Genomic DNA, 21,446 nt, shown 5'->3' on the forward strand with positions numbered 1-21,446 from the left:
TCGTTTGGAGGTCATTCATGGTCGCAGAAGTTAAGAACGGCGTCGAGACCATCGATCACATCGCCATTCCGGTGCGCGATCTGCCGGCCAATCAAAACTTCTATGTGGATGTCCTCGATCTCAAGTACAAAACCACGCGCAAAAATCCCGACGGGAGTCCGCGCCAAACCTACGTGCTCGCTGGCGATAATATTATCGGCCTACACTTGCCCGGCGTCAGTGCGGCGGCTTCGGCGAGCGCGGGGCCGCGCATCGGCGTCGGTGTATCCGACGAGAAGTTCGACTGTGTCAAAATCAATCTCGCCAATGCAAACCACCCTTTTCGCGGCCCGGTGGAGCACCCTTTAGATGCCCCATTTGTCAGGTCCATTTATTTCGATGATCCCGACGGCAATCATCTAGAGTTTTGCGTGCGCCGCCGGCCACCGGCATTTGAGTGCATTAGCCATACCGTTTTCGAGACTCGGGATATGAACAAAGCGCTGACTTTTTTCGGTGAGGTGTTAGGCACCGGGTCTCCGATGGCCTGCGGCGACGAGTGGTACATCCCGACCCAAAACGGCCAGATGATCGCGCTCGTCGAAGTAAAAGAACTATCCGAGAGGAGCAAGAAGCACGGCCGCGGCTGCCACATGGCGATGAACGTGCCGCAGGAAGATTTCGACGCCATGGTCGCGCTGGTCGACCGTTACGGCGGCAAATCGCAAGGCGATAAACGGGCCGAAGACGGCCTGCGCCCGGAGGGCGAACGCAGTATCTATCTTTTCGATCCCGACAATAATCGTCTGCAGATCACCGCACTCTCACCTGATCACAAAGATGACGAGCTGCTTTCCGACGAGGAAAAGTGGCGCCGCATCATCGCCGCGCGCAAAGAGCAAGGCAAAGGGCTGACGCGTTGGGAGAGCGGCGGCAAGAAACTGATCTAACCTGCGCACTGCGTTTTTGACTCGCTACCTCGACACGCCACCGGATAAATTGTAAAACCACGCATGCAATTTTCCGTGTGTCGCATTCGACTATCCACGCCAATAGCTGTATTGCTTGTCGCAGCGAATTTATTTTTCGATTGCGCCGGCGCGCAGGAGCGCCGCGAGATAAGAATGGCCTATGTCTCGCCGAGCAACAGCCAGTCGATTTCTTGGATCGCCAAAGAGACCGGCATCTTTGCCAAGAACGGTCTCAACGTCGAGATGATCTACATGTCGGGCGGCCGCTCGACGCAGGCTTTGGTCGCGCAGAGCATTGAATTTTCTTCCAACGCAGGCCCACCGATTGTTCAAGCCGGGTTGGCGGGAACCGACGTGGCGTTGATTATCAGCTCCATTGGCGTGCCGATCTTTTCGGTGATCACCCGGCCGGAAATTCAAAAACCGGAAGACTTTCGCGGCAAAGTGTTTGGCGCCTCCGGGCTCAACAACCTTTCCTATTTTATTGCACGCCGAGTATTAAAAAAGTGGGGATTGGAGCCTGACAAAGACGTCAAGCTGATCGCCGCCCGCGAACGCTTTCCGGCGCTGCAGCAAAATATCATTCAAGGCACGTTACTCTCGCCGCCGGAAAATTTCGCCGCGCAAAAAGCGGGTTTTAAAAGCTTGGCAGAAACCGCCGACATGGGGATCAGCTACTCCTACGCAGGCATTATCACGACCAAGAAACTGATCCGCGAGCAGCCGGACGTGGTTCAGCGTTTCGTCCGCTCCTATGTTGAAGGTTTATCGGTCTATCTCAAAGACATGGAAACCGCGCTGCGTGTTGTCGGCAAGTACGCGCGCATCACCGATCGCAAAGTGCTCGAGGAGGCCTACGCGCCGTTTGCCAAGCACTGGCGTAGAGCGCCGTTGCCCGACCGCGAAGGCATCAAGACCATCTTAGAAGATCTTGTTGCGATGGAGCCTAAAGCGAAGGGCGCCGATCCGGATAGTTTTTTCGATCCCAGCTTCGTGCGCCGATTGGTGCAAGAGGGATTCGTCGACAAGCTTTACGGAGACAAGAAATGAAGTTCAGCCTGCACAGCGTCCACGGCGGCGTCAAAACCATCGATGAAATTCACAAACGCGCGCGCCGCGCCGAGGAGGCGGGCTACGACGGCATCTTTCTTGGCGAAAGCCATCTGAGCACCATCGACTCTTTTCAAACTCTGGCGAGCTGCGCGATGATTACACAGCGTCTGCTGCTTGGCATCGCGGTCACGAATATCGTCTTTCGTCATCCAACGGTGATCGCTGGCGCCGCCGCGTCGCTAAACGAGATAGCCAAAGGCCGCGCGATCATGGGACTCGGCACCGGCGATGGGCCGGTTTACACCCAGGGGCTCAAAGCCACGCCGATGAAAGAGTTCGAAGACGGCGTCAAGCTCATCCGTAACCTGGCGCGCGGCAACGCGGCAACTTTTCCCACCGGCGAGGTCAATATCGGGTTTACGATCCATCAGCCGGCGCCGATCTATGTTTCCGCTGAAGGCCCGAAAGGTTTGCAGCTCGCCGGCCGCTGCGCCGATGGCGTGATCTTAGGCACTGGCTTCGATTTGCAGGTCTACGATTGGGCGAAGCAGAAAATCCGTGAGGGCGCTGCCGAAGCGGGCCGAAAAGAAGGCGACATTAAGATCATCGCCGCTGGCATGCTGTGCGTCGACGAAGACGGCAAGAAAGCGCGCAAAGTAGTGCGTAACCGCATCGCCAACCGCGCCCATCACAATTTTCGCTTCACGTTCGAGACCGTGCCGCCGGCAGAACTGCCGGGAATCAAGAAATTCATGGCCGGCTTCGACGTCATGAAACCGATGGAAGACAGGGTCGACCCCGATCTCGTCAGCGATTACCTGGTGCAGCGTTTTTCGGTGGCCGGCAATCCGTCTGAATGCATCGCACGGATCGAGGAACTCCAAGCTGCCGGCGTCGAACATTTGATGCTGACGCCGGCGCGCAAAGTCTACAGTGAGACGGTGGACATGTTCGCCGCCAAAGTGATTCCACACTTCAAGCACTAGCTGACGTAATCACACCATCTGGGCTCGGGCTACCCGAGCTTCAACACGACCAGCGTCGCGCCCCAGCCGCCGGCCTCCAGAGGCGCGTCTTTGAACGAAGCCACCAGTGGGTGATTTGCGAGCAGCCGCTGGACAATGTTGCGCTGCACGCCAACGCCTTTGCCGTGAATAATGCGCACCTCAGGAAAACCGGCGGTGTGGCATTCGCGCAGATATTCGTCAACGACGCTGGGAATTTCTTTAGGTTGAAACGTATGCAGGTCGAGGGAGTCCTCTAGCGGGAGAACGATCGGCTCCGGAAATGGATCATCGGGGTTGGGGTCGTCAGTAGAGGCCATTCGCGCACCGCTAGGCTGATTTCGCACTGCTGGTGTCGCGCCGCTCGTGCGAAAGTTTTTGCAGAAGCTGAAGCAGGACATCGTATTTGATTGGTTTGGTGACATGCATGTCGAAACCGGCTTCCTTCGACCGATCGCGGTCACGACTCTGACCCCAACCGGTGAACGCGATCAAGATCATCTCTTTGCCCCAGGGCTGAGCGCGAATCCGGCGCGCGGCTTCATAACCGTTCAAGCGCGGCATGGCGATGTCGAGCACCGCGATGTCGGGATGGAATCGCTCCGCCACATGCACGGCTTCCAAGCCATCGTTGGCAGTCTCGACTTGATTGCCACTCTCCACCAAGAGCTTGGCGAGAGTGGTCGCGGATTCGGGGAAATCGTCAGCGATCAATATACGGTGGCCTAGTTGCGGCAGTTTGATTTTGTTGGCCGGCGGTATCGGCAGTGGCATAGGAGCGCACGGCTGCGCCAGCACCGGCAAACGGACGATGAACTCGCTGCCGCGATTGATGCCGTCGCTTTTGGCATCGACGCTACCGCCATGCATCTCGACCAAGCGGCGCACCAGCGTTAGCCCAAGCCCGAGCCCGCCCTCGGCCTGTAGATGCGAACGATCCACCTGGTAGAACATGTCGAACAGGTGCGGCAGGCTTTGCGCGGGGATCCCGGCGCCGTTGTCTCTGACCGAAACTACTACAGTGCCGTCATGATGCTGCTGGTTAATCCAGATGCTGCCGGCGCGCGGCGTATACTTGGCGGCGTTGTGCAACAAGTTCATGAAAACCTGGGTCAAGCGCATCTTGTCGCCGTCGATGTAAACCGGCGCGTCTTTCAGATCGAGCCATAGCTTGTGGTTTTGCTCGTCGATCTGAGTGCGGCAGGTGTCGATCGCCGCTCTGAGAATCTCGCCCAGCTCAAGCCGTTCCTTTTGCAGCTCGATTTTTTCCTGCGTGATGCGGCTGACGTCGAACAGATCGTCGGTCATGCGGGTTAGATAGTCGATTTGTTTTTCGACGATGCGATGGCTGCGCTGCACCTCGGCCGGTGACGCACCCGGGTGCCGCAGCAGGTCGATGACGTTGCGAATCAGCGCCAAGGGGTTGCGCAGCTCGTGGGCGAGGGTGGCGAGAAATTCGTCCTTGCGCCGGTCGGCATCGCGCAAAGCTTCTTCGAGCTGTTTATGTTCTGTGATGTCACGCGCCACCGTCGATAGGTACTCGACTTTGCCGGCAGTGTTGCTATGGGCAAGGACCAGCTGCGACACGCGAACTTCCGTGCCATCGCCCCCCAACAGCGCAGTCTCACCGCGCCATAAGCCGCGGGCGATCGCCTGTGGAATTGCCACCTCCGTGACGACGCGGGCGGCCCAGGGCGGGTGGAAATCAGCGATCGTGGTTCCCGTTATATCGGCACTCTCGCTAATGCCGACCATCTTGCGGCCGGCGCGGTTAAGATAGGTGGCGCGCGCGTTGGTATCTGCGGTGCCGACAAAGTCCGTTGTCTGCTCTAAGATCGCCACCAAGCGGCGCAGCTGTGCCTCGCTTTGGCGCAGCGCGGTGTCGAGGCGGAGTCGCTCAACGGCGAGCCAGGTGCGCTCCGCCACGGCCATCACTAGGGTTACTTCGCTGTCGCGCCACTCGCGCGGCCGTTGCGACGCAACGATCAACGACGAAGTCCAGCGGCCGTTGCTCAGCAGCGGCGCGACAACGTAAGCGCTCACGCCGAGCTTGACATAGTTCTCAGGATGCGCGGCGGTGCGTTGATCGGTCGCAATGTCGTTGACCACCACGCTCCAACCGGCGCGCGCCTCGCTGACGATGTCCGGGCCAAATAGATCTAAACCGTAGGTGCCGCTCAAGGAGCGAGCGTGACGGTGGTAGTCGCGCTGTACGATGAAACAATCGTGATCAGTATCGACTTCGGCGAAACCGGCGCGATCCACATTGAGATGCTCGCCCAACGCCACCGCGACTGCCCAGGGCAGCTCATCCGCTTCCGTGGCCAGCCGGATGCACTCGCCGACGTCGAGCATAAAAAGCGCATCTTGTTCGCTTCGCTTGCGCTGCGTAATGTCGCGTACCGCCACGTTGACGCCGAGCACGCGACCGGTATCGTCTTTCACCGGATAATAACTAGAAACCCAGTAGCGATACTCGTCCGGTTTTGCTGGCGCATGGCCACGCACTTCAACGTCGAGCACCGGCTGTCCCGTCTCGATGGCGCGCCGGTAGCGCGGCTCGACGGTCGCTGCCAAGCGGGGTACCAGCTCGCGAATCGTTTTGCCGATATGTTCTTCGGGTGAGCGGCCGTTTATGGCCGCCAGCGCGTCGTTTACCGTCACATAGCGGAGGTCGCAGTCGACAAAGGCCAGCGCAGCGGGGGCGGAGGCGTACACGCTCTTGAGCTGCGCTAAACGCTCATTGGCCAGCCGTTCGCTTTGGCGCAGCGCGTCCTCGGTTTGTTTGCGCTCGGTGACGTCCTCGCACACGATCAAAGCCTGAAGAACCCCGGTGTCATTCTTGACAATGCGCACCCACTCACGCACCCACAGGAGCGTGCCGTCCTTGCGCAGCTTGCGGAACTCCCACTGGGTCAATTTACCTGGGTATTCGAAAGCCTGGGCAAACTGCGCCGCGACTGTGGCACGGTCGTCCTCGTGGAAGATATCGAACACCGAGCGACCCACAAGCTCACCGGGACTGTAGCCCAATTGGGCAGCGCCAAAATCGTTGACGGAATGAACTAAGCCGCCGCGGTCGACGCTGAAGTACATCGACGGCGTGCCATGATAAAGCGTGCGGTAGCGTTCTTCGCTGTCGCGCAGCTCCTTTTGCGCGCTGCGGTGGCGGAACTCGAGCGCGGTAACGACCCACAACATCGAGACCGCAAAGCAATGGGTGACGATTTGCACCCAGGGTATGACTCCGGGCCGGGTCAGCGAGCCGATGTAAACGGCGACCGTCAACGCGGTGCATAGAGCCGCGAGCACCGCTTTGTCGCGCCCGTTGGGAGCGAGGATGATCAGGACCAACGCCGCCATATAGCAGACCGGCATGCTGATCACCATCGGCAGCCACATGTCGACATAAAACAGCGCCAACACGAAGAATGGCGCGGCATGCCAAAGCCGCGATCTCTTGCGCTCGGCAAACATCAAGTTTAGCGGGGTCGCTACGGTTGGATTGGCGTCTTGCATCGCTTGTCTCTAGCTCACGGCGGAAGCCTCAAAGATGAAAGCGGATATTAACAAACCGAGAAGATTCTATTCAAGAGATCGACTGTCCTATGGCTGCGGCCCTGTAAGCGCCACAACGGCTTGACAATGTGCAGATGGCAGACGATAGATGACGGAGAAACTTTCAGGAGAGTGGCATGGCCAGTTCGAAAAAGTACTACCGGGATTTTCGTGAACATCTTAAAGCGCTCGAAGAGTGCGGGAAATTGGTGCGCATCAAGCGCGAAATCAACAAAGACACAGAGCTGATGCCGTTGGTGCGCTGGCAGTTTCGCGGCTTGGACGAACGGGACCGCAAAGCTTTCATGTTTGAAAACGTCGTCGATTCGAAGGGCCGCGAATATTCGATGCCGGTCACGGTGGGGACGCTGGCCGCAACGACAGAGATCTACGGCATCGGCATGATGTGCGATCCGGACCAAATCCACGTGCGCTGGAATCAAGCCCAGCTCAATCCAAAAGAACCCGTGAAGGTAACTTCGGCTCCAGTGCAGGAGGTGGTTTGGCAAGGAAACGATCTGCAAAACGGCCACGGTTTGGATATGATTCCGGTGCCGATTTCGACGCCGGGCTTTGACAACGCTCCCTATCTCACTTCCGCCAACTGGATTACTAAAGATCCCGACACTGGAATTTACAACATCGGCAACTATCGAAGCCAAATCAAAGCGGGCAATCGCTGCGGCGGCTTTTTCATGGCGCAGCACATGGGGCAGCATTGGAAAAAATGCAAAGCGATGGGCAAACCCCTCGAAGCGTGTATCGCCATCGGTGTTTTGCCGAGCATCGCCTATTCCGCCACCGCGAAGATTCCCTACGACTTCGATGAATATCGCTTGGCGGGCGGGCTGGCCGGCGAGCCGGTCGAAGTGGTGCAGGCTAAGACGGTTAATCTCCTGGTACCGGCTACCGCGGAAATCATCATCGAAGGCAAAATTCCCACTGACACGATCGAACCGGAAGGCCCCTTCGGTGAATATCCCGGCTACATGGGCCATCGCTCGGTATCGCCGTTTTTGGAAGTGTCCTGCATTACCCATCGCAAGGACGCCATCTACACGGCTCTCATGAGCCAGTTCCCGCCCAGCGAATCAAGCAAGATTAAACACACCGGCACGGAAAAAATTATTTTTAAATTGCTGCGCCAGGACAGCGGCAACTCGGCGGTCATCGACGTGGCGCTGCATGACGAAGTGAGCGGCAGCGGCCAGGCCTACTGCGTTATCAAGATGAAAAACGCGACTAAAGCCGAAGCGTGGCGCGCGCTTTGGGCTTCGGCCGGTTTCACCGGCAGCTATGCCAAAGTATGCGTGGCCGTGGATGAGGATATCGACATTCACGATCCGGCGATGATCAACTGGGCGATTTGCTACAACATGCGCCCCGATGAAGACGTCGAAATCGCCAAAGGGAAAATGCCCGGGCTCGATCCGTCGACTTATCCGCCCAGCGGCGAAGGCCAGGCGAGCCAGCGGCAGTCTACTTCGGCGCTGCTGATCAACGCCGTGCGCCCGTGGCCGTACACGCCGGTGTCGCTGCCGAAGAAAGAGTTCATGGAACGCTCGAAACAAATCTGGGAGGAGCTCGAACTGCCGCCGCTCAAACCGCGCATGCCGTGGTATGGCTACAGCCTGGGCGCATGGACCGACGCCGACGACGCTGAGGCGATGCTCGCCACCAAGGGCGATTACTACGAGACCGGCAAGAAACAGGTCGGCCAGCGAAAAAAAACCTAAAAGACTATTAGCGACTAGGAACCGGCCGCTGTCTTTGATGGCGGCGCGGTCGCTTTCCCTGTCCTTTTCTATCTCGGTTCATGGCATTAGATCCAACTCATATCCTGGTCGGTGTCGCCCTTTTGTTCGCGGCGTTCGTCAAGGGCGCCACCGGCCTGGGCTTTCCTCTCATTGCGACGCCGACCGTCGCGCTGCTGTTGGACATTCGCATCGCGGTGACGATTCTTATCCTGCCCAATTTATTAATGGACGTCACGCAGGCGTTTCGCGACGGCTTTCCCCACGCGGTGTTCAAACGCTTCAGATCGATGGTCGGGCTGACCGTCGTCGGTGTGTTCCTCGGCACCATGGTGCTGGTGATGCTGCCGCTATGGGCATTGAATCTGTGCCTTGGAATCATGGTGCTGGTTTTTGTCGCGTCGAATCTCACGAAGTTCGACTTCACGATCACGCCCGCGGCGGAGAAAATACTTTCACCGTTTTTTGGCTTCGTCAGCGGTTTTCTCAATGGCATGACCAATGCCGCCGGGCCGACGCTGGCGATTTACTTTTACAGCTTGAAATTGGAGAAGCGCGACTTCGTCAAATCGATCGCCACGATCTTCGTGATCACCAAAGCCACGCAATTAATCGCCGTCTCGACCTGGAATCTGTTCAACTGGGAGACGATCACGCTGTCGATGCAGGTTTTGCTTTTTACCTTGCTCGGTTTCTTCGCCGGCCTGAAGACCCAAGACCGAGTGAATCAAAAAACCTTCAATCGCGGTCTCCTAGTTTTGCTGACCATCATCGGCGTGATTTTGATTGCGCGGGCGATGCTGCAAACAGCTTAAAGCGCCGGCGCGTAGAGATTGTCCGGCAGGCTGCGAATGTACTCGAGGGCCTCTTTGAGCGGCACCACGTCGGCGTACTTCATGGCCATGTCAAAAAGATTGATCTTGTGCGACGCCTGGCCGCGGTCGAAGACGCATTCTTCGACCACCGAGACTTTCATGTTGTAGGAAAAGGCGTCGATGACGCTGGCACGGACGCAGCCGCTGGTGGTTGTGCCCGTGACGATCAAAGTGTCGGCATGAACTTCGGTCAGCATGCTCATGAGCGGCGTGCCGAAAAAGGCGCTCGGTTTTTGTTTGTGCACGACGATATCGCCCGGTTGCGGCGCGATCTCGGCGACGATTTGATTGGCTTTTTCCCATTGATCGGTCATGTCTTCGGTGCTGCGGCTGCTTTTCGCAGCCCAGCCGCCGATCAGCGTCGTGCTGTTTGAGCGGTTTTCTTCCGCCGTGGTGTAAAACGTCGGCAGATGTTTTTTGCGCGCTTCAGTCAGCAGCTCACGAATGTTATACACGCCGTCCCAGCCCTCTTCGCCGCAGCTGGTGCGAAAGCGCTTGACCGATTCCAAAATCGGCTCGGGCTTGTCACCGGTAAAATTGTAATTGACATCGATGATCAAGAGCGCGGGCCGCTGGCCAAAACCGGCCTTTTTGCCGAAACCTGAAAGCTTGAAAACTTCTTTATCGCGCGGCGTCAGAATGTCGTCCCAACTGGCCATGGCGGATCCTCCCACTCGTTGATGCGCGATGTTCATAACAATCGCCGTGCTTTGTCAAGCTAGTGATTGCGCGCTCTTTTACTGATAGAAACGTTGAACGGTGAGCAAAACATGAAACGGTTATTCATTGTAATTCTAGTTGCATTGACAACCGGCTGCGGCATACCCGTCGCGGTCTGGACAACCGGTGAGGTGCCCTTCGTGCCGACGCCGCCGGAAGTGATCGACCGCATGCTGCAAATGGCTCAGGTAAAGAGCACTGATTCGATCTATGACATCGGCAGCGGCGATGGGGCGATCATTATTTACGCCGCGAAAAAATACGGCGCGCGCGGCGTCGGCATCGAAATCGACCGCGATTTGGTCTTGAAAGCGCGCAACAAAGCGTTTGTCGAAAAAGTGGAACATCTGGTCGAGTTCCGCGAGCAGGACGCTTTTACGGTGGACGTGTCGCCGGCAACCGTCGTGACGCTCTACATGCTACCCGAGTTCAACGCCAAGTTAGCACCCATCTTGGAGCGCCAGCTCAAACCGGGAACTCGAGTGGTCTCGCATGACTACGAGATTCGCGGCTGGGTGCCCGACCGCGTCGAGGACATGCCTGGCCACGTGCTCCACAAGCACACGATCCTGTTGTTTGAAATCCGTTGATCTGGGCAGTCTAGAACTCTGGCAAGTCGTAAAAGCGTGTCGGATTGGTTTCCAAAATCTTGGTTTTCGCCGCGTCGCTGATATCTTTGCGATCCGTCAAAGTTTTTGCGGCGAATCGTTCGCGGTCGCCGTGCGGCATGTCGGAAGCGAACATCAGTTGTGTGTCGCCGACCAAATCGAGAACTTGCGGCAGCAGAATGTCTTCGACTTCGGAGCTGAAATACAGGTTGCCCTTCTTGATGTATTCTTCCGGCGCCAGTTTCTGTATCGGCGCCGTGCGCGAAACGATGTTAGACAGGTTCTTGCCGGAGTGCTGAAAGCGATGGTGCAACCGTTCGAGAATGAAATGCACCCACAGGCAGCCGGCCTCTAGGTAAACAACGCGCAGCTTTGGAAACTTGTCGAAGATGCCGCCGCTCATCATCGACACCATGCCCATCAACACCGGCATCAAAAAGGGAATGACGCCCGAGGGATAGATGTGCGTGTAAAGATTGTTCAGCGACGGACAGGCCCAACCAACATGCACCGCCAGCGGCAAGTTTTCGCTTTCCATCGCTTCATAGAATGGCAGAAGGCTGGCGTCGTCGAGCAGCCGATCGCCGGCGGTGCCGAGAATCATCATGCCGACGGCTCCCAGCTTTTTTGCTTCCTTCACTTGTTTAACCGCTGCGGGAATGTCGTCGAGGTTCGCCACACCCACCCACTTGAGCCGCTCATGGCGGCCCAGCACATCACCCAACCAACGGTTGTACGCGTCGCACATGGCCGAGACATAGGCGGGATTGCTGCTGAGCGGATAGGCAAGAAAAAGCGTCGGGTACATCACTTGGATCGCGATATTTTCTTCATCCATGATCTGTAAGCGTTCACTCAGATTGGTCAGCTCCATGCTGCCGACCGTGTCAGGTTTCCGCTGCGCGTGGCGCACCGGTTTACCGTTATAGCTTGTAGGCGTGCCTAAATTGTTGCAGCCGCGGCCGACGCGGCGCGGCAGGAGCTGCTCATCGATCATCCAATAGGCGAGGCCTTCTTCGGGGCCGGGCACAACGACGGGTCGAAACGGGCGAAACTCGGGGGCGAAATATTTATCGCTGAAAGTGATCGGGTTTTCTTCGACGTGGCCGTCAGCATCGATGACACGCATGGGGAATTCCTCCGCTTGATTTAGCTGTTTTTCTTATAACAAGAGGAGTTTGCGCGATTCAACCACAAAGCGATGTCAGAGTGACGGAGCGCTGAAGCAAGTCAATTGGGGCACGCGGCGATGATTCGCCGCGGGAAAAAGGACCGGGGGGATGGTCCCATAGCGTGAGGAAAAATCCGCCTCGGTCTTTCTTGCAACGCGGGAAGAGAAATTAGTTCCAGCCGTAGAGCCGCTTGGCGTTTTCTCCGAGTATCCGCTTCTTGCTTTGTTCAGATAGATCCTTGCGCTCGCGAATGGTTTTCGTCACATAGGGAAACATGCCGTCCCAGTGCGGGTAGTCTGACGCAAAAATAATCTTATCATCGCCAAGGTGCTCGATCGCAAAGGGCAGGGTTTTCTCCTCGGGCTCGAAGGCGAAGAACCAGTTGCCTTGACTGATATATTCACTGGGTTTGTGTTTGCACAGCGGCGCTTCGACTTTGCCGCGCTTTTCCCACTCTTCGTCCATCCGTTCGATCCAATAGGGCGCCCAGCCGACGCCGCATTCGAGAAACGAGATGCGCAGTTTGGGAAACTTCTCTGGCACGCCAGCATACATCAAGCCGGCAAATTGAATAACGGTCTCCACCGGGCGGCCGATGGTGTGCATAAAGATAAAACTGTCAAAGCGTTTGTCGCCCGCCGGCGTCTCGCGCCGATTGTGCACGCTGAGGGGAACATTTAAGCGCTGCATTTCTTCGTAAAGCGGCCAGAAAGTTTTTGAGCCGAGGTGCTCTTTGGTGCCTTGGGTCGCCACGGCGATGGAGCAAAGGCCAAGCTTAGTCACCGCACGGTTGGCTTCAGCAACTGCCGCCTCGGGATCTTGCAGCGCCACCAGGCCTACCGCTTTCAGACGCGGGCTGTGTTTGCAAACTTCGGCGGCGTAGTCGTTGTAGGCGCGCGCGTAGGCGACTGCGTAGTCGCGCTCCATGAAACCGTTAACGGCGAAGCTGCTGGTCGGAAACAGCACGGCGACGTCGATGCTTTCTTTGGTCATGTCGGTCAGGCGAGTCGGAATGTCAACTTCCTCCAGGCCGCCCACTAAACCGCCCAGATTGGTGTCCAAGCCGTCGGAGGGCAGCAACCTGCCGCCGCGTTTGTTGAAAGGTTCGGTTAAGTATTTTCTGATATCGGAATCTTTTTCGACGATATGGCCGTCGGCATCGATCGTGTTCATGTTCATGGCATGCCTCCCTTGAGTTTCGAGCTTCGCACAAAGCTTAGTCGTTAGCGGTTATTGCTGTCAAATTCTCTCTAGGGCTAGAGAAATCTTCGGAGTCCTTCGACTGGCTCAGGACGAACGGATCAGATGCTGTCAATTGCACACATTGCGGCCTCTTTGGCTCCTTGCGCTTTGCCCTTTGCGCTTGCCTCCCTGCTCCGCGCTCCCTGCCGTGCCGCCTTGCACCCCCAAATGCGATATTGCATATTGACTGTGATGCTCGTCGACACTTTCAAACGCCCGGTGAAAGACCTGCGGATTTCGGTCACCGACCGGTGCAATTTCCGCTGCACCTATTGCATGCCATTGGACGAGTACGAGTGGATCCATAAGAGGGAAATTCTCACTTTTGAGGAGATCACCCGGCTCGCGACCCTGTTTGTCTCTCTCGGTGTCGAGAAAATTCGCCTGACCGGCGGTGAGCCGCTGGTGCGCCAGGACCTACATCAACTGGTGGCCAAGCTCTCTGCCATCGATGGTCTCAAAGACATTTGCTTGACGACCAATGGCGCGCTGCTGGCGGAAAAGATCGCGGCGCTGAAAGACGCCGGTCTTAAGCGCGTCAATATCAGCGTCGATTCGTTGGATCCCGGGAAGTTTCGGCGCATCACCAAACGGGGAGATTTGGACAAGGTGCTCGACGGCGTCTTTGCCGCAAAGCAGCATGGACTTGCGCCGATCAAACTGAACGCGGTAGTAGAGCGCGGCGTCAATGACGATGACATTCTCCCGTTGGTCGAGTTTTGCCGCGAGCATGGGTTCGCCATGCGCTTCATTGAGTACATGGACGTTGGCAATGCCAACAATTGGACTTCGGCCAAGCTGGTTTCCAAAAAAGAAATCATCGAGATCATCCACTCGCGCTATCCGCTCAAAGAAATCGGCCGCGCCGATGGCCACGCGCCGTCGGTGGATTACGAATTTGTCGACGGTAAAGGCGATATCGGCGTCATCGCCTCGGTCACCGAGCCGTTTTGTTCGAGCTGCACGCGGGCGCGCATCACTGCCGATGGCAAGTTTGTGACGTGTCTCTTCTCACAAGTGGGCCACGATCTTAAAGCCAAGCTGCGCAGCGGCGCTTCGGACGATGAACTCTTGCAACTGCTTAGTTCCATCTGGGGCCAACGCACCGATCGCTATTCCGAAGAGCGCCTGCGCGCGATGCGCTCGGCCAACTACGATCCCAAAGAGCATAAGAAGATCGAGATGATTTCTTTGGGCGGTTGATCAAACCCGCGCCCGCGCGTTCTCGCGAACCTCGAACTTTCGCACTGAGCCAACCGCCGCCAAGCTGGCGGCGACCACCGTCACCAGCGCGCCGCCTAGTGCCGTCGACGCGACCGGGCCTATGGCCGACGCCACTGCGCCGGCTTCGAATTGCCCGAGCTGCGGCCCGGTGTTGGTAAACATGCTGTTGACGCTTGTGACGCGTCCACGGATTTCGTCGGGCGTTACCAGTTGATTGATGGTGTTGCGCAGCACAAAGCTCACGGTATTCGCCGCGCCCGCTCCGGCGAGCATGAGAAACGATAGCCAGAAGGAATGCGAGATGCCGAAGAGCGCCGTGAAGATTCCATAGGCAGCGACAGCCATTAGAACCCATATGCCCGCACGCTGCGGGGGCCTGCGCACGCTCATGACCGCGCCCATGACGAGCGCTCCGACCGAATTGGCGGTGTAGAGTAATCCGAGTCCCTGCGGGCCGACGTTTAAGATGTCGCGGGCGTAGACTGGCAGGAGCGCCCGGCCGCTACCGAAAAAATTTTGCGCGAAATCCAACGCCATCATGGCGAGGATCACCGGATGCGCCCAGACAAACTCCACGCCTTCGCGCAGCGCTTTCATGGAGACCGCGCCGCGTCCGCCAGCCGTCTGCACCAGCGGGCGCATCATCGCCAACGCGGCCAACATTGCCAACCATGATAACGCATCGACGACGTAGCACAGCGCGGCGCCGCTGTGGGCAAGCAACAAACCCGCCAAGGAAGGGCCGACGATATTGGCCACCTGCCGTTGGGTGCTGCTCAAGGCCAGCGCGTTGGTGAGATCGCTGCGCGGCACGATGTTGGGAATAATCGCGGTCCGTGCCGGCTGCTCAAGGGCGCTGAACAGGGCGAGAAATAGACTGGCGGCATAGAGCACCCAAGGCGACACTTGCCCCCAAAGGGTTAGCAGCACGAGAACGACCGAGACAATCAATTGGCCGATCTGCGTCGCAATCAAAAGCTGACGCCGATTGACAGCGTCCGCCAGCAAGCCGCCGAACAGTAGCAACACCAACATCGGTGCACCGCGCGCCAAGCCGAGCATGCCCAACTGCAGCGGCGAGTTGGTCAGCTCGTAGATCTGCCACGCCATCGCCACGGTGGTGAACTGGGTGCCGACCAACGATAAAACCGAACCGCCCCAGTAAATGGCAAATTCACGATGCCGCAGCGCGGAGATCGGTGTGCGTCTTTCGTCGGGTCCTTTGACCGAGGCTTTATCGTTCATCGATTTTCCGAGAAGCGCCAGCTTCGCACTGCTCATGCCAATTGTCGAGCCAACAGGTGAATCTGTATGAGAGACACGGTATGACTTAAGTTGGCGTGGCGAAGAATTTCTCCTACCGCAGCAGATTCCAATGACCTTCAAACTATCGCGCGATGGCTGGCTGCTACTTGTCACCTGCGCGGTGCGTTCGTTTGCCTACGGCTTTCTCTCGGTCATTCTCGGTCTGTATCTCGATGCGCTTGGCCTCAGCGCGGCGACAATCGGTTGGATCTTTACCGCCGCGTTGGCCGGCGGCGCGGTGATGACGCTGCTCTTGACCAGCGTCGCCGATACGATGGGGCGAAAATTCCTGCTGGTCGTCGGCGCTTTGTTGATGGCTGCGGCAGGTGTGGCATTCGCTGTCACGAGTAATCCGTGGTTTCTAGCCATCGCGGCAGTTCTCGGCACCATCAGTCCGTCTGGAAAAGACATCGGGCCTTTTCTTTCGATAGAACAAGCGATCCTGCCGCAAACGACCGACGATCGAAATCGAACGACAATATTCTCCGTCTACAACCTTGTGGGGTCATTGGCAGGAGCGCTGGGCGCGCTTGCCGTCGCCGCGCCATCGTTCTTCTTGTTTTCCCAATTGGAAGGCTATCGGTATCTGATCTGGGGATACGTCTGTTGCGCTCTGCTGCTAGCGTTTTTGTTTGGCTTACTTTCACCCAGTGTGGAAGGTGCGAGAAAGCGCGACCCCGCAGCGCCAAGAGCTGGTTTGAATCGTTCGCGCGGTATCGTGATCAAATTGGCTGCGCTCTTTTCACTCGACGCGTTCGCCGGTGCGTTTATCGTGCAGAGCATCATGGCTTACTGGTTCTATCTGCGCTACAACGTCGATCTGAAATCGCTCGGCGGTATCTTCTTCGGCACGAATGTGCTCGCGGCGCTGTCATTTCTTGCTGCGCCAGCCATCGCGCGGCGCTATGGTTTGCTCAACACGATGGTCTTTACTCATCTACCGTCGAATGTGTTGCTCTTATTGGTGCCGCTGATGCCCAGCGTCGAGTGGGCGGTGGCGGTGCTTTTGTTGCGTCATCTGCTATCGCAAATGGACGTGCCGACGCGACAATCCTACACGATGGCGGTCGTCGAACCCGACGAACGCGCCGCGTCCGCCGGCGTGCTCTCCGTCGCACGGAATGTCGGAGCAGCCGTTGCGCCGTTGTTTACAGGAGCGATCCTCGCGGCGCCCGCGCTAGGGTTGCCGTTCTTACTCGCCGGCGGACTGAAGATTGTTTACGATTTGTGGATCTTCGGGGTCTTCCGGCATGTGAAGCCGCCGGAGGAGCAGCGATAATTCTGCCAAGCTTTCGCCAGATAGCAACTGTGGCCGCAGCCAGAAAATGCTTGCTCCATATCGAGCTTGCGCGAGGGCGTGATCGAAAAGGCCTCGCGATTCGGCCGGGCACTCTTCTAAGCGAAGCTATCGTCGATTATCGGCATCACATCGACGTCGTTAGGCGCTTGCTTTGCCGTGACGAACAAATCGGCTGACGTGTCCGGTCCGCAAAGCAAGATCAACAAGGTGAACTAAGCGGCGGCTGCAGACATTGCGCGGTCCTGTTGGTGAGCCGAATCGCTCCAACACCTCGGCCAATGAGCTCGGTGTACGCCAACCACCAAATCACCCTGTGCATGAAATCAAGTAAAGGCATTCGTCTCTTAGCATGCCGACGCTGGAGGATTTCGGTCTACCTCTCGACATCCGAAACAGAGTTCAAGCACGAGGCAACTACAGCCGAAATCGCCGCGCGAAGATTTTCAACTTTCCCTCCCGCGCGGTCCACACCATGAGATACTCACCTGGCTGATCGGTGGCGATAATCTTGCCGGAATAACTCGGGCGATTTTCGTTGGTCAGTTGCAGCACCGGCGCAGAGTTGTTGGACAGATCGCGAACCAAGATCGCGCCGTCGGGACTCGATCGGCCCGAAGTCCAACTGAGGTAGAATCGCCGCTGTTCACGATCGCTGAAAACATGGGGCACAAGGTCAAGATATTGTGAGTTGGGATCAGTTGGAGAAACAACAACGGGCTTCGACCACGTGACTCCGTCGCGTGAGTTGGCCATGACGATTTCCGCTGAGCCGTCTTTGACGTAATCCAACAGCGGCGAGCCGGGACGGTAGCGCGTCCAAACCATGACGCGATCACCGTTCGCGTTTGCCAACACGTGGGGAAAATCATCTTCCTCCGGACTTCTCGTGATTTGCTGGGGCGCAAACCAGTTTTTTCCGTTATCGTGCGACTGAACTGCAAACAATTCGCGATTGCCGGTGCGACCGGACGACCAAACAATCCACAGAACACCCTTGGCATCTTCGTAAACCGTCGGCGCCCAGTCTTTGCCTTCTTTTGTGATGGTCGTCGGTCGGGCCCAGGTGTGACCATCGGATGAGTTGGTATAGAAAATATCACGCCGCCCGCCGGCTCTTTGCAGCCGAAACCATCCTAAATGAAAGGTGCCGTCGCGTGACTGAGTAAGCGATGGATAAAAGTTTTCCCCGGGTCCGTCCGGAATACGCCTTTCGTTGGTCCAAAGTCGTCCATCGCGCGAGCTGCGCATCGTGAGATTGGCCTGGTTGCCTTGCTTTGCCGACCAGACCACATAAAACTGACGGTCGCGTCCCACGATCAGCGTCGGATCTTCGTCGTCATCCGCACTGTGACTCACGCGCACCGGCGCAGATAGGTCAAGATTCGTGATCGGTGAGGTATCGAACGCTTGGCGCGGCGGCGCGCACGCGCTAAGTAGGAAGATCGCCGACAACAGAAAACCTAACATGAACTTGAACATACCAGAGTAGTCGACTCGATGACCAACGAATTGAAGAAAGGCAGTTTTCTTGAAGTTCTGGGCGTCGCCCTGCGCTTGGGACTCACTTCCTTCGGTGGGCCGATCGCACATCTTGGCTACTTTCGCGACGAATACGTGACGCGGCGCAAATGGCTCGATGAGCGCAGCTATGCCGATGTGGTTGCGCTGTGCCAATTTTTGCCGGGGCCGGCGAGCAGCCAAGTGGGCATGGCGATCGGCATCGCGCGCGCGGGATTGCCCGGAGCATTAGCCGCATGGTTGGGATTTACTTTGCCTTCGGCTTTGTTGCTGGTCGCGTTCGCGTTCGGGATTAATGCGCTCGGCGGCGCGGCCGACAGCGGTTGGTTGCATGGACTGAAAGTCGTGGCGGTGGCCGTGGTCGCCCAAGCCGTTTGGGGCATGGCGAAAGGATTGTGTCCCGATCGACAACGGGCAACCATCGGGATCGTCGCGGCGATAATAACGTTAACTTGGCCAACGGCGGCGGGGCAGTTGGCTGCGATCTTCGGCGCAGGAATCGTTGGCTGGCTGCTCTTGCCGCCGACGGCACTGGGCAGCGACTCGCATGCTCGGTTTCCCGTGAGCAAGCAAGTCGGTGTGTTCGCATGGGTAATTTTTTTCGTGTTACTTTTCGGCTTGCCAATATTAACTCAAATTTCCGGGAGCAAATCGCTGCACGTGTTCGACGGCTTTTTTCGCGTCGGTTCGCTAGTCTTCGGCGGCGGCCACGTCGTGCTGCCATTGCTGCAAACAGAGGTCGTTGGCCCCGGTTGGTTGACCAATGAACAGTTCGTCGCCGGCTACGGCGCAACCCAGGCTGTGCCCGGGCCGTTGTTCACTTTTTCGGCTTATATCGGCGCAGTGATGAATGGTTGGACCGGTGCTTTGCTGACGCTAATCGCAATTTTCTTGCCGTCCTTTTTGCTCGTCGTCGGTGCCCTGCCGTTTTGGGATTCGCTCCGCGCCAACGGGAAATTCCAATCGGCATTGAGCGGTATCAATGCCGCTGTCGTAGGGTTGTTGCTGGCTGCGCTCTACAAGCCGGTGTGGACCAGCGCGATCCTCACGCCCGCGGATTTCACTCTCGGGCTGACGGCCTTCGGGTTATTGATGTATTGGAAGTGGCCGCCGTGGGTTGTGGTTGTCTTGAGCGCTGTGAGTGGGGAGATCCTCTCAAACGTCTGATTTTTCCGTGCGATGACGCTGGGACCGAAAGTTTCTTGGTAGCGCTATTGTTCGCATGCACCTCCGAGGATAGACTCGCAGCATACCCACTGTCGTGTTCGCGTTCTGTGGAGGAGTCATCGGAATGTCAGGCGGATAGACCCGTTTGCATCTCTTCGAAAAGAGTCTTGGCACCTGTTCGTCAGTCAGAATTCTTGCGCATAATAGGCGACTACCCCGGCTGCTGTCAAAGTTTTTTCGATTGACGGCAAAGCTTTCGGTAGCTTTAGGGGGAACTTCAGACCAGAGTGGCAGGCAATAGGCGGGTGAACAGCAGGGCAGCACGCCAATCTGCGCCCCAAGCGCGGGCGGAGATTGGCGAGAGGGAAGCAAGAATTAGCGCATCTCAGTAGCTGCCTCTGGTAATGACGATTTCTTTGATCGTTACGTCTTTGACAGGGCGATTGTTAAAGTCACGAGGGACGTTACCAATCGCAACAACCACATCTTGGCCTCTAATCACTTCTCCAAAAACGCTGTGTCTATTGTCCAGATTCGGCGTCGCTACGTGCGTGATGAAGAACTGGCTGCCGTTGGTGTTCGGCCCGGCGTTGGCCATTGAGAGAATGCCGGCCTTGGAATGTTTCAGATCGGGATGAAACTCATCGGCAAAGCGATAGCCCGGCCCGCCGGTGCCGTTGCCGAGCGGGTCGCCGCCCTGAATCATGAAGCCGGGGATAACTCGATGAAAAATCGTGCCGCTGTACAGGGGCTTTTTTACCTTTTCTTGGGTTTTCGGATCGGTCCATTCCTTCGAGCCGTTTGCCAGGCCGACAAAATTAGCGACGGTATTGGGCGCTTTGTCTTCGAAAAGCTGCACGACGATGTCGCCCATGCTGGTTTTGAAAGTCGCGTAGACCGGACCTTTTTTGTCCTGGGCATGGGCGCTGACAATAGCTAGACCTATCGTTAATGCTGCGATCGCGAAAATCTTTTTCACCGGTTCCTCCTGGTTTATTACTTCTGTCCTAGCTCAGCCATGATTTCATTGACGAAACGCAGATCCATATATTCACGGGCCGGCCGCTTCGCTTTGATGTTCAGTGCGGTGGCTTGCCACTGGGCCATTAGCTCGACACCTTTTTCCGTCGGCACCGGCACCAGCGCTTCTTTGACAAGATTGTAAGCGTCGAGGGCGGCGTCGCGGTCCATGCGAAAATGTTTAACCATTGTATGCACCGCATCGTCGCGGTTCTCCCGGGTGTGGAGGACGCCGCGAACGATGGCGCGGGTCATGCGTTTTACCAATTGCGGATTTTCTTTAATGGTCTTGCCGGTGGCGGCAAGACCGCTGAAGGAGGTGTCTTTAAATAGGTCGGCCAGGTTGGCAATGCGCTTGAAGCCGGCTTTGATGGCGACGTAATCGGAGGGCGGCGCCAACAAACCCGCTTGCACGATGCCCTGTTGCATGGCGGCGATCTTCGGTTGACTGCCGGGAATGCTGACGTATTGGACATCTTTCTCGGGGTTCATCTTATAGAGTTCTAACAGCGCCTTGGTGCCGGCAAAGGTCGAACCGCCGAAGCTGACGCCGATTTTTTTGCCCTTGAGGTCGGTGACACTCTTGATGTCCGGCGTGACCATCATCGAAAACGTCGGCCGGCCAACCATTTGCGCGAGCAGAATAATATCGCTGCCCTCCCAAATCGAAGGCATCTGCGGGCCCACCGAGAAGATGAAATGAATTTGATTGCCGATCAGGGCCTGCACCGCGGTGACCGCGTTACGCACAGAAATTAGCTCAGCATCGAGCCCCTCGCGCTTGTAAAAGCCCTTTTCTAGGGCAACGAAAGCCGGTAAGAACTGTACGTTGGCGGACGGGTAGGCGCCGCGCACCGGCTCGGCTCCGGCATGGGTGCAATGGAGCAAAATCGACGCCGCAATGATGCCAATGAACTGCTTCATGGGGCTCCTTTGGACAGAATTTTGCCACAATAGTTTCAGCCAAACGGCATGG

At 57.2% G+C, this 21,446-nt stretch carries 18 protein-coding genes; 9 read left to right on the forward strand and 9 right to left on the reverse strand.

The genetic code is table 11. The annotated features are described in order from the left end of the window. The first annotated feature begins 17 nt into the window (after positions 1-17). The 3 genes from FJ145_03965 (at position 18) to FJ145_03975 (ending at position 2,989) form a co-directional block, all read left to right on the forward strand. Positions 18-929: a VOC family protein gene (locus tag FJ145_03965; protein ID MBM4260580.1), complete on the forward strand. Its 912-nt coding sequence runs from the start codon at positions 18-20 to the stop codon at positions 927-929. 63 nt (positions 930-992) lie between these two features. Continuing rightward, positions 993-2,000 carry an ABC transporter substrate-binding protein gene (locus tag FJ145_03970; protein ID MBM4260581.1) on the forward strand — a complete coding sequence of 336 codons (1,008 nt, stop codon included), beginning with the start codon at positions 993-995 and terminating at the stop codon, positions 1,998-2,000. After that, positions 1,997-2,989: an LLM class flavin-dependent oxidoreductase gene (locus tag FJ145_03975; protein MBM4260582.1), complete on the forward strand. Its 993-nt coding sequence runs from the start codon at positions 1,997-1,999 to the stop codon at positions 2,987-2,989. The genes FJ145_03970 and FJ145_03975 overlap by 4 nt, the downstream gene beginning before the upstream one ends. 29 nt (positions 2,990-3,018) lie before the next feature. On the opposite strand, the gene FJ145_03980 is transcribed toward FJ145_03975, so the two are convergent. Continuing rightward, a complete protein-coding gene (locus FJ145_03980) occupies positions 3,019-3,327 on the reverse strand; it encodes a Smr/MutS family protein (protein MBM4260583.1) in 309 nt (102 codons plus the stop codon). A 10-nt stretch (positions 3,328-3,337) separates the two neighbouring features. Further along, on the reverse strand, positions 3,338-6,526 hold the full coding sequence (locus FJ145_03985) for a PAS domain S-box protein (GenBank protein ID MBM4260584.1): 3,189 nt from the start codon (positions 6,524-6,526) through the stop codon (positions 3,338-3,340). A 176-nt stretch (positions 6,527-6,702) separates the two neighbouring features. Here FJ145_03985 and FJ145_03990 point away from each other — a divergent pair, with 176 nt between their 5' ends. Further along, a complete protein-coding gene (locus FJ145_03990) occupies positions 6,703-8,301 on the forward strand; it encodes a UbiD family decarboxylase (GenBank protein MBM4260585.1) in 1,599 nt (532 codons plus the stop codon). A gap of 80 nt (positions 8,302-8,381) precedes the next feature. Further along, a complete protein-coding gene (locus tag FJ145_03995; protein MBM4260586.1) occupies positions 8,382-9,134 on the forward strand; it encodes a sulfite exporter TauE/SafE family protein in 753 nt (250 codons plus the stop codon). On the opposite strand, the gene FJ145_04000 is transcribed toward FJ145_03995, so the two are convergent. Then, positions 9,131-9,853 (reverse strand): isochorismatase family protein, encoded by a 723-nt coding sequence (locus FJ145_04000; protein MBM4260587.1) that lies wholly within the window; start codon positions 9,851-9,853, stop codon positions 9,131-9,133. The two genes, FJ145_03995 and FJ145_04000, sit on opposite strands and share 4 nt — an antisense overlap. 192 nt (positions 9,854-10,045) lie before the next feature. On the opposite strand from FJ145_04000, the gene FJ145_04005 reads away from it, so the two are divergent. Next, positions 10,046-10,504: a methyltransferase domain-containing protein gene (locus FJ145_04005; GenBank protein MBM4260588.1), complete on the forward strand. Its 459-nt coding sequence runs from the start codon at positions 10,046-10,048 to the stop codon at positions 10,502-10,504. A gap of 10 nt (positions 10,505-10,514) precedes the next feature. Here FJ145_04005 and FJ145_04010 read toward each other — a convergent pair whose 3' ends face one another. Both FJ145_04010 and FJ145_04015 read right to left on the reverse strand, forming a co-directional pair. Further along, positions 10,515-11,651 (reverse strand): amidohydrolase, encoded by a 1,137-nt coding sequence (locus FJ145_04010; protein ID MBM4260589.1) that lies wholly within the window; start codon positions 11,649-11,651, stop codon positions 10,515-10,517. 211 nt (positions 11,652-11,862) lie between these two features. Continuing rightward, positions 11,863-12,873 carry an amidohydrolase gene (locus FJ145_04015; protein MBM4260590.1) on the reverse strand — a complete coding sequence of 337 codons (1,011 nt, stop codon included), beginning with the start codon at positions 12,871-12,873 and terminating at the stop codon, positions 11,863-11,865. 255 nt (positions 12,874-13,128) lie between these two features. Between FJ145_04015 and moaA the strand changes: the two genes are divergently transcribed. Further along, a complete protein-coding gene (gene moaA, locus FJ145_04020; GenBank protein ID MBM4260591.1) occupies positions 13,129-14,139 on the forward strand; it encodes a GTP 3',8-cyclase MoaA in 1,011 nt (336 codons plus the stop codon). On the opposite strand, the gene FJ145_04025 is transcribed toward moaA, so the two are convergent. After that, a complete protein-coding gene (locus FJ145_04025) occupies positions 14,140-15,441 on the reverse strand; it encodes an MFS transporter (GenBank protein ID MBM4260592.1) in 1,302 nt (433 codons plus the stop codon). A 94-nt stretch (positions 15,442-15,535) separates the two neighbouring features. Here FJ145_04025 and FJ145_04030 point away from each other — a divergent pair, with 94 nt between their 5' ends. Then, positions 15,536-16,744 (forward strand): MFS transporter, encoded by a 1,209-nt coding sequence (locus tag FJ145_04030; protein ID MBM4260593.1) that lies wholly within the window; start codon positions 15,536-15,538, stop codon positions 16,742-16,744. Between the two features lie 435 nt (positions 16,745-17,179). On the opposite strand, the gene FJ145_04035 is transcribed toward FJ145_04030, so the two are convergent. After that, positions 17,180-18,244, reverse strand: a complete 1,065-nt coding sequence (locus FJ145_04035; protein ID MBM4260594.1) for an exo-alpha-sialidase — start codon at positions 18,242-18,244, stop codon at positions 17,180-17,182. Positions 18,245-18,262: 18 nt separating this feature from the next. Here FJ145_04035 and FJ145_04040 point away from each other — a divergent pair, with 18 nt between their 5' ends. Further along, entirely contained in the window at positions 18,263-19,450 is a 1,188-nt protein-coding gene (locus FJ145_04040) for a chromate transporter (protein MBM4260595.1), read from the forward strand. Between the two features lie 385 nt (positions 19,451-19,835). Here FJ145_04040 and FJ145_04045 read toward each other — a convergent pair whose 3' ends face one another. Next, on the reverse strand, positions 19,836-20,429 hold the full coding sequence (locus FJ145_04045) for a peptidylprolyl isomerase (GenBank protein MBM4260596.1): 594 nt from the start codon (positions 20,427-20,429) through the stop codon (positions 19,836-19,838). A gap of 17 nt (positions 20,430-20,446) precedes the next feature. Then, entirely contained in the window at positions 20,447-21,394 is a 948-nt protein-coding gene (locus FJ145_04050; protein ID MBM4260597.1) for an ABC transporter substrate-binding protein, read from the reverse strand. Positions 21,395-21,446 lie beyond the last annotated feature (52 nt).

The organism is Deltaproteobacteria bacterium, assembly GCA_016874755.1.
Classification (GTDB): domain Bacteria; phylum Desulfobacterota; class Binatia; order UBA9968; family UBA9968; genus DP-20.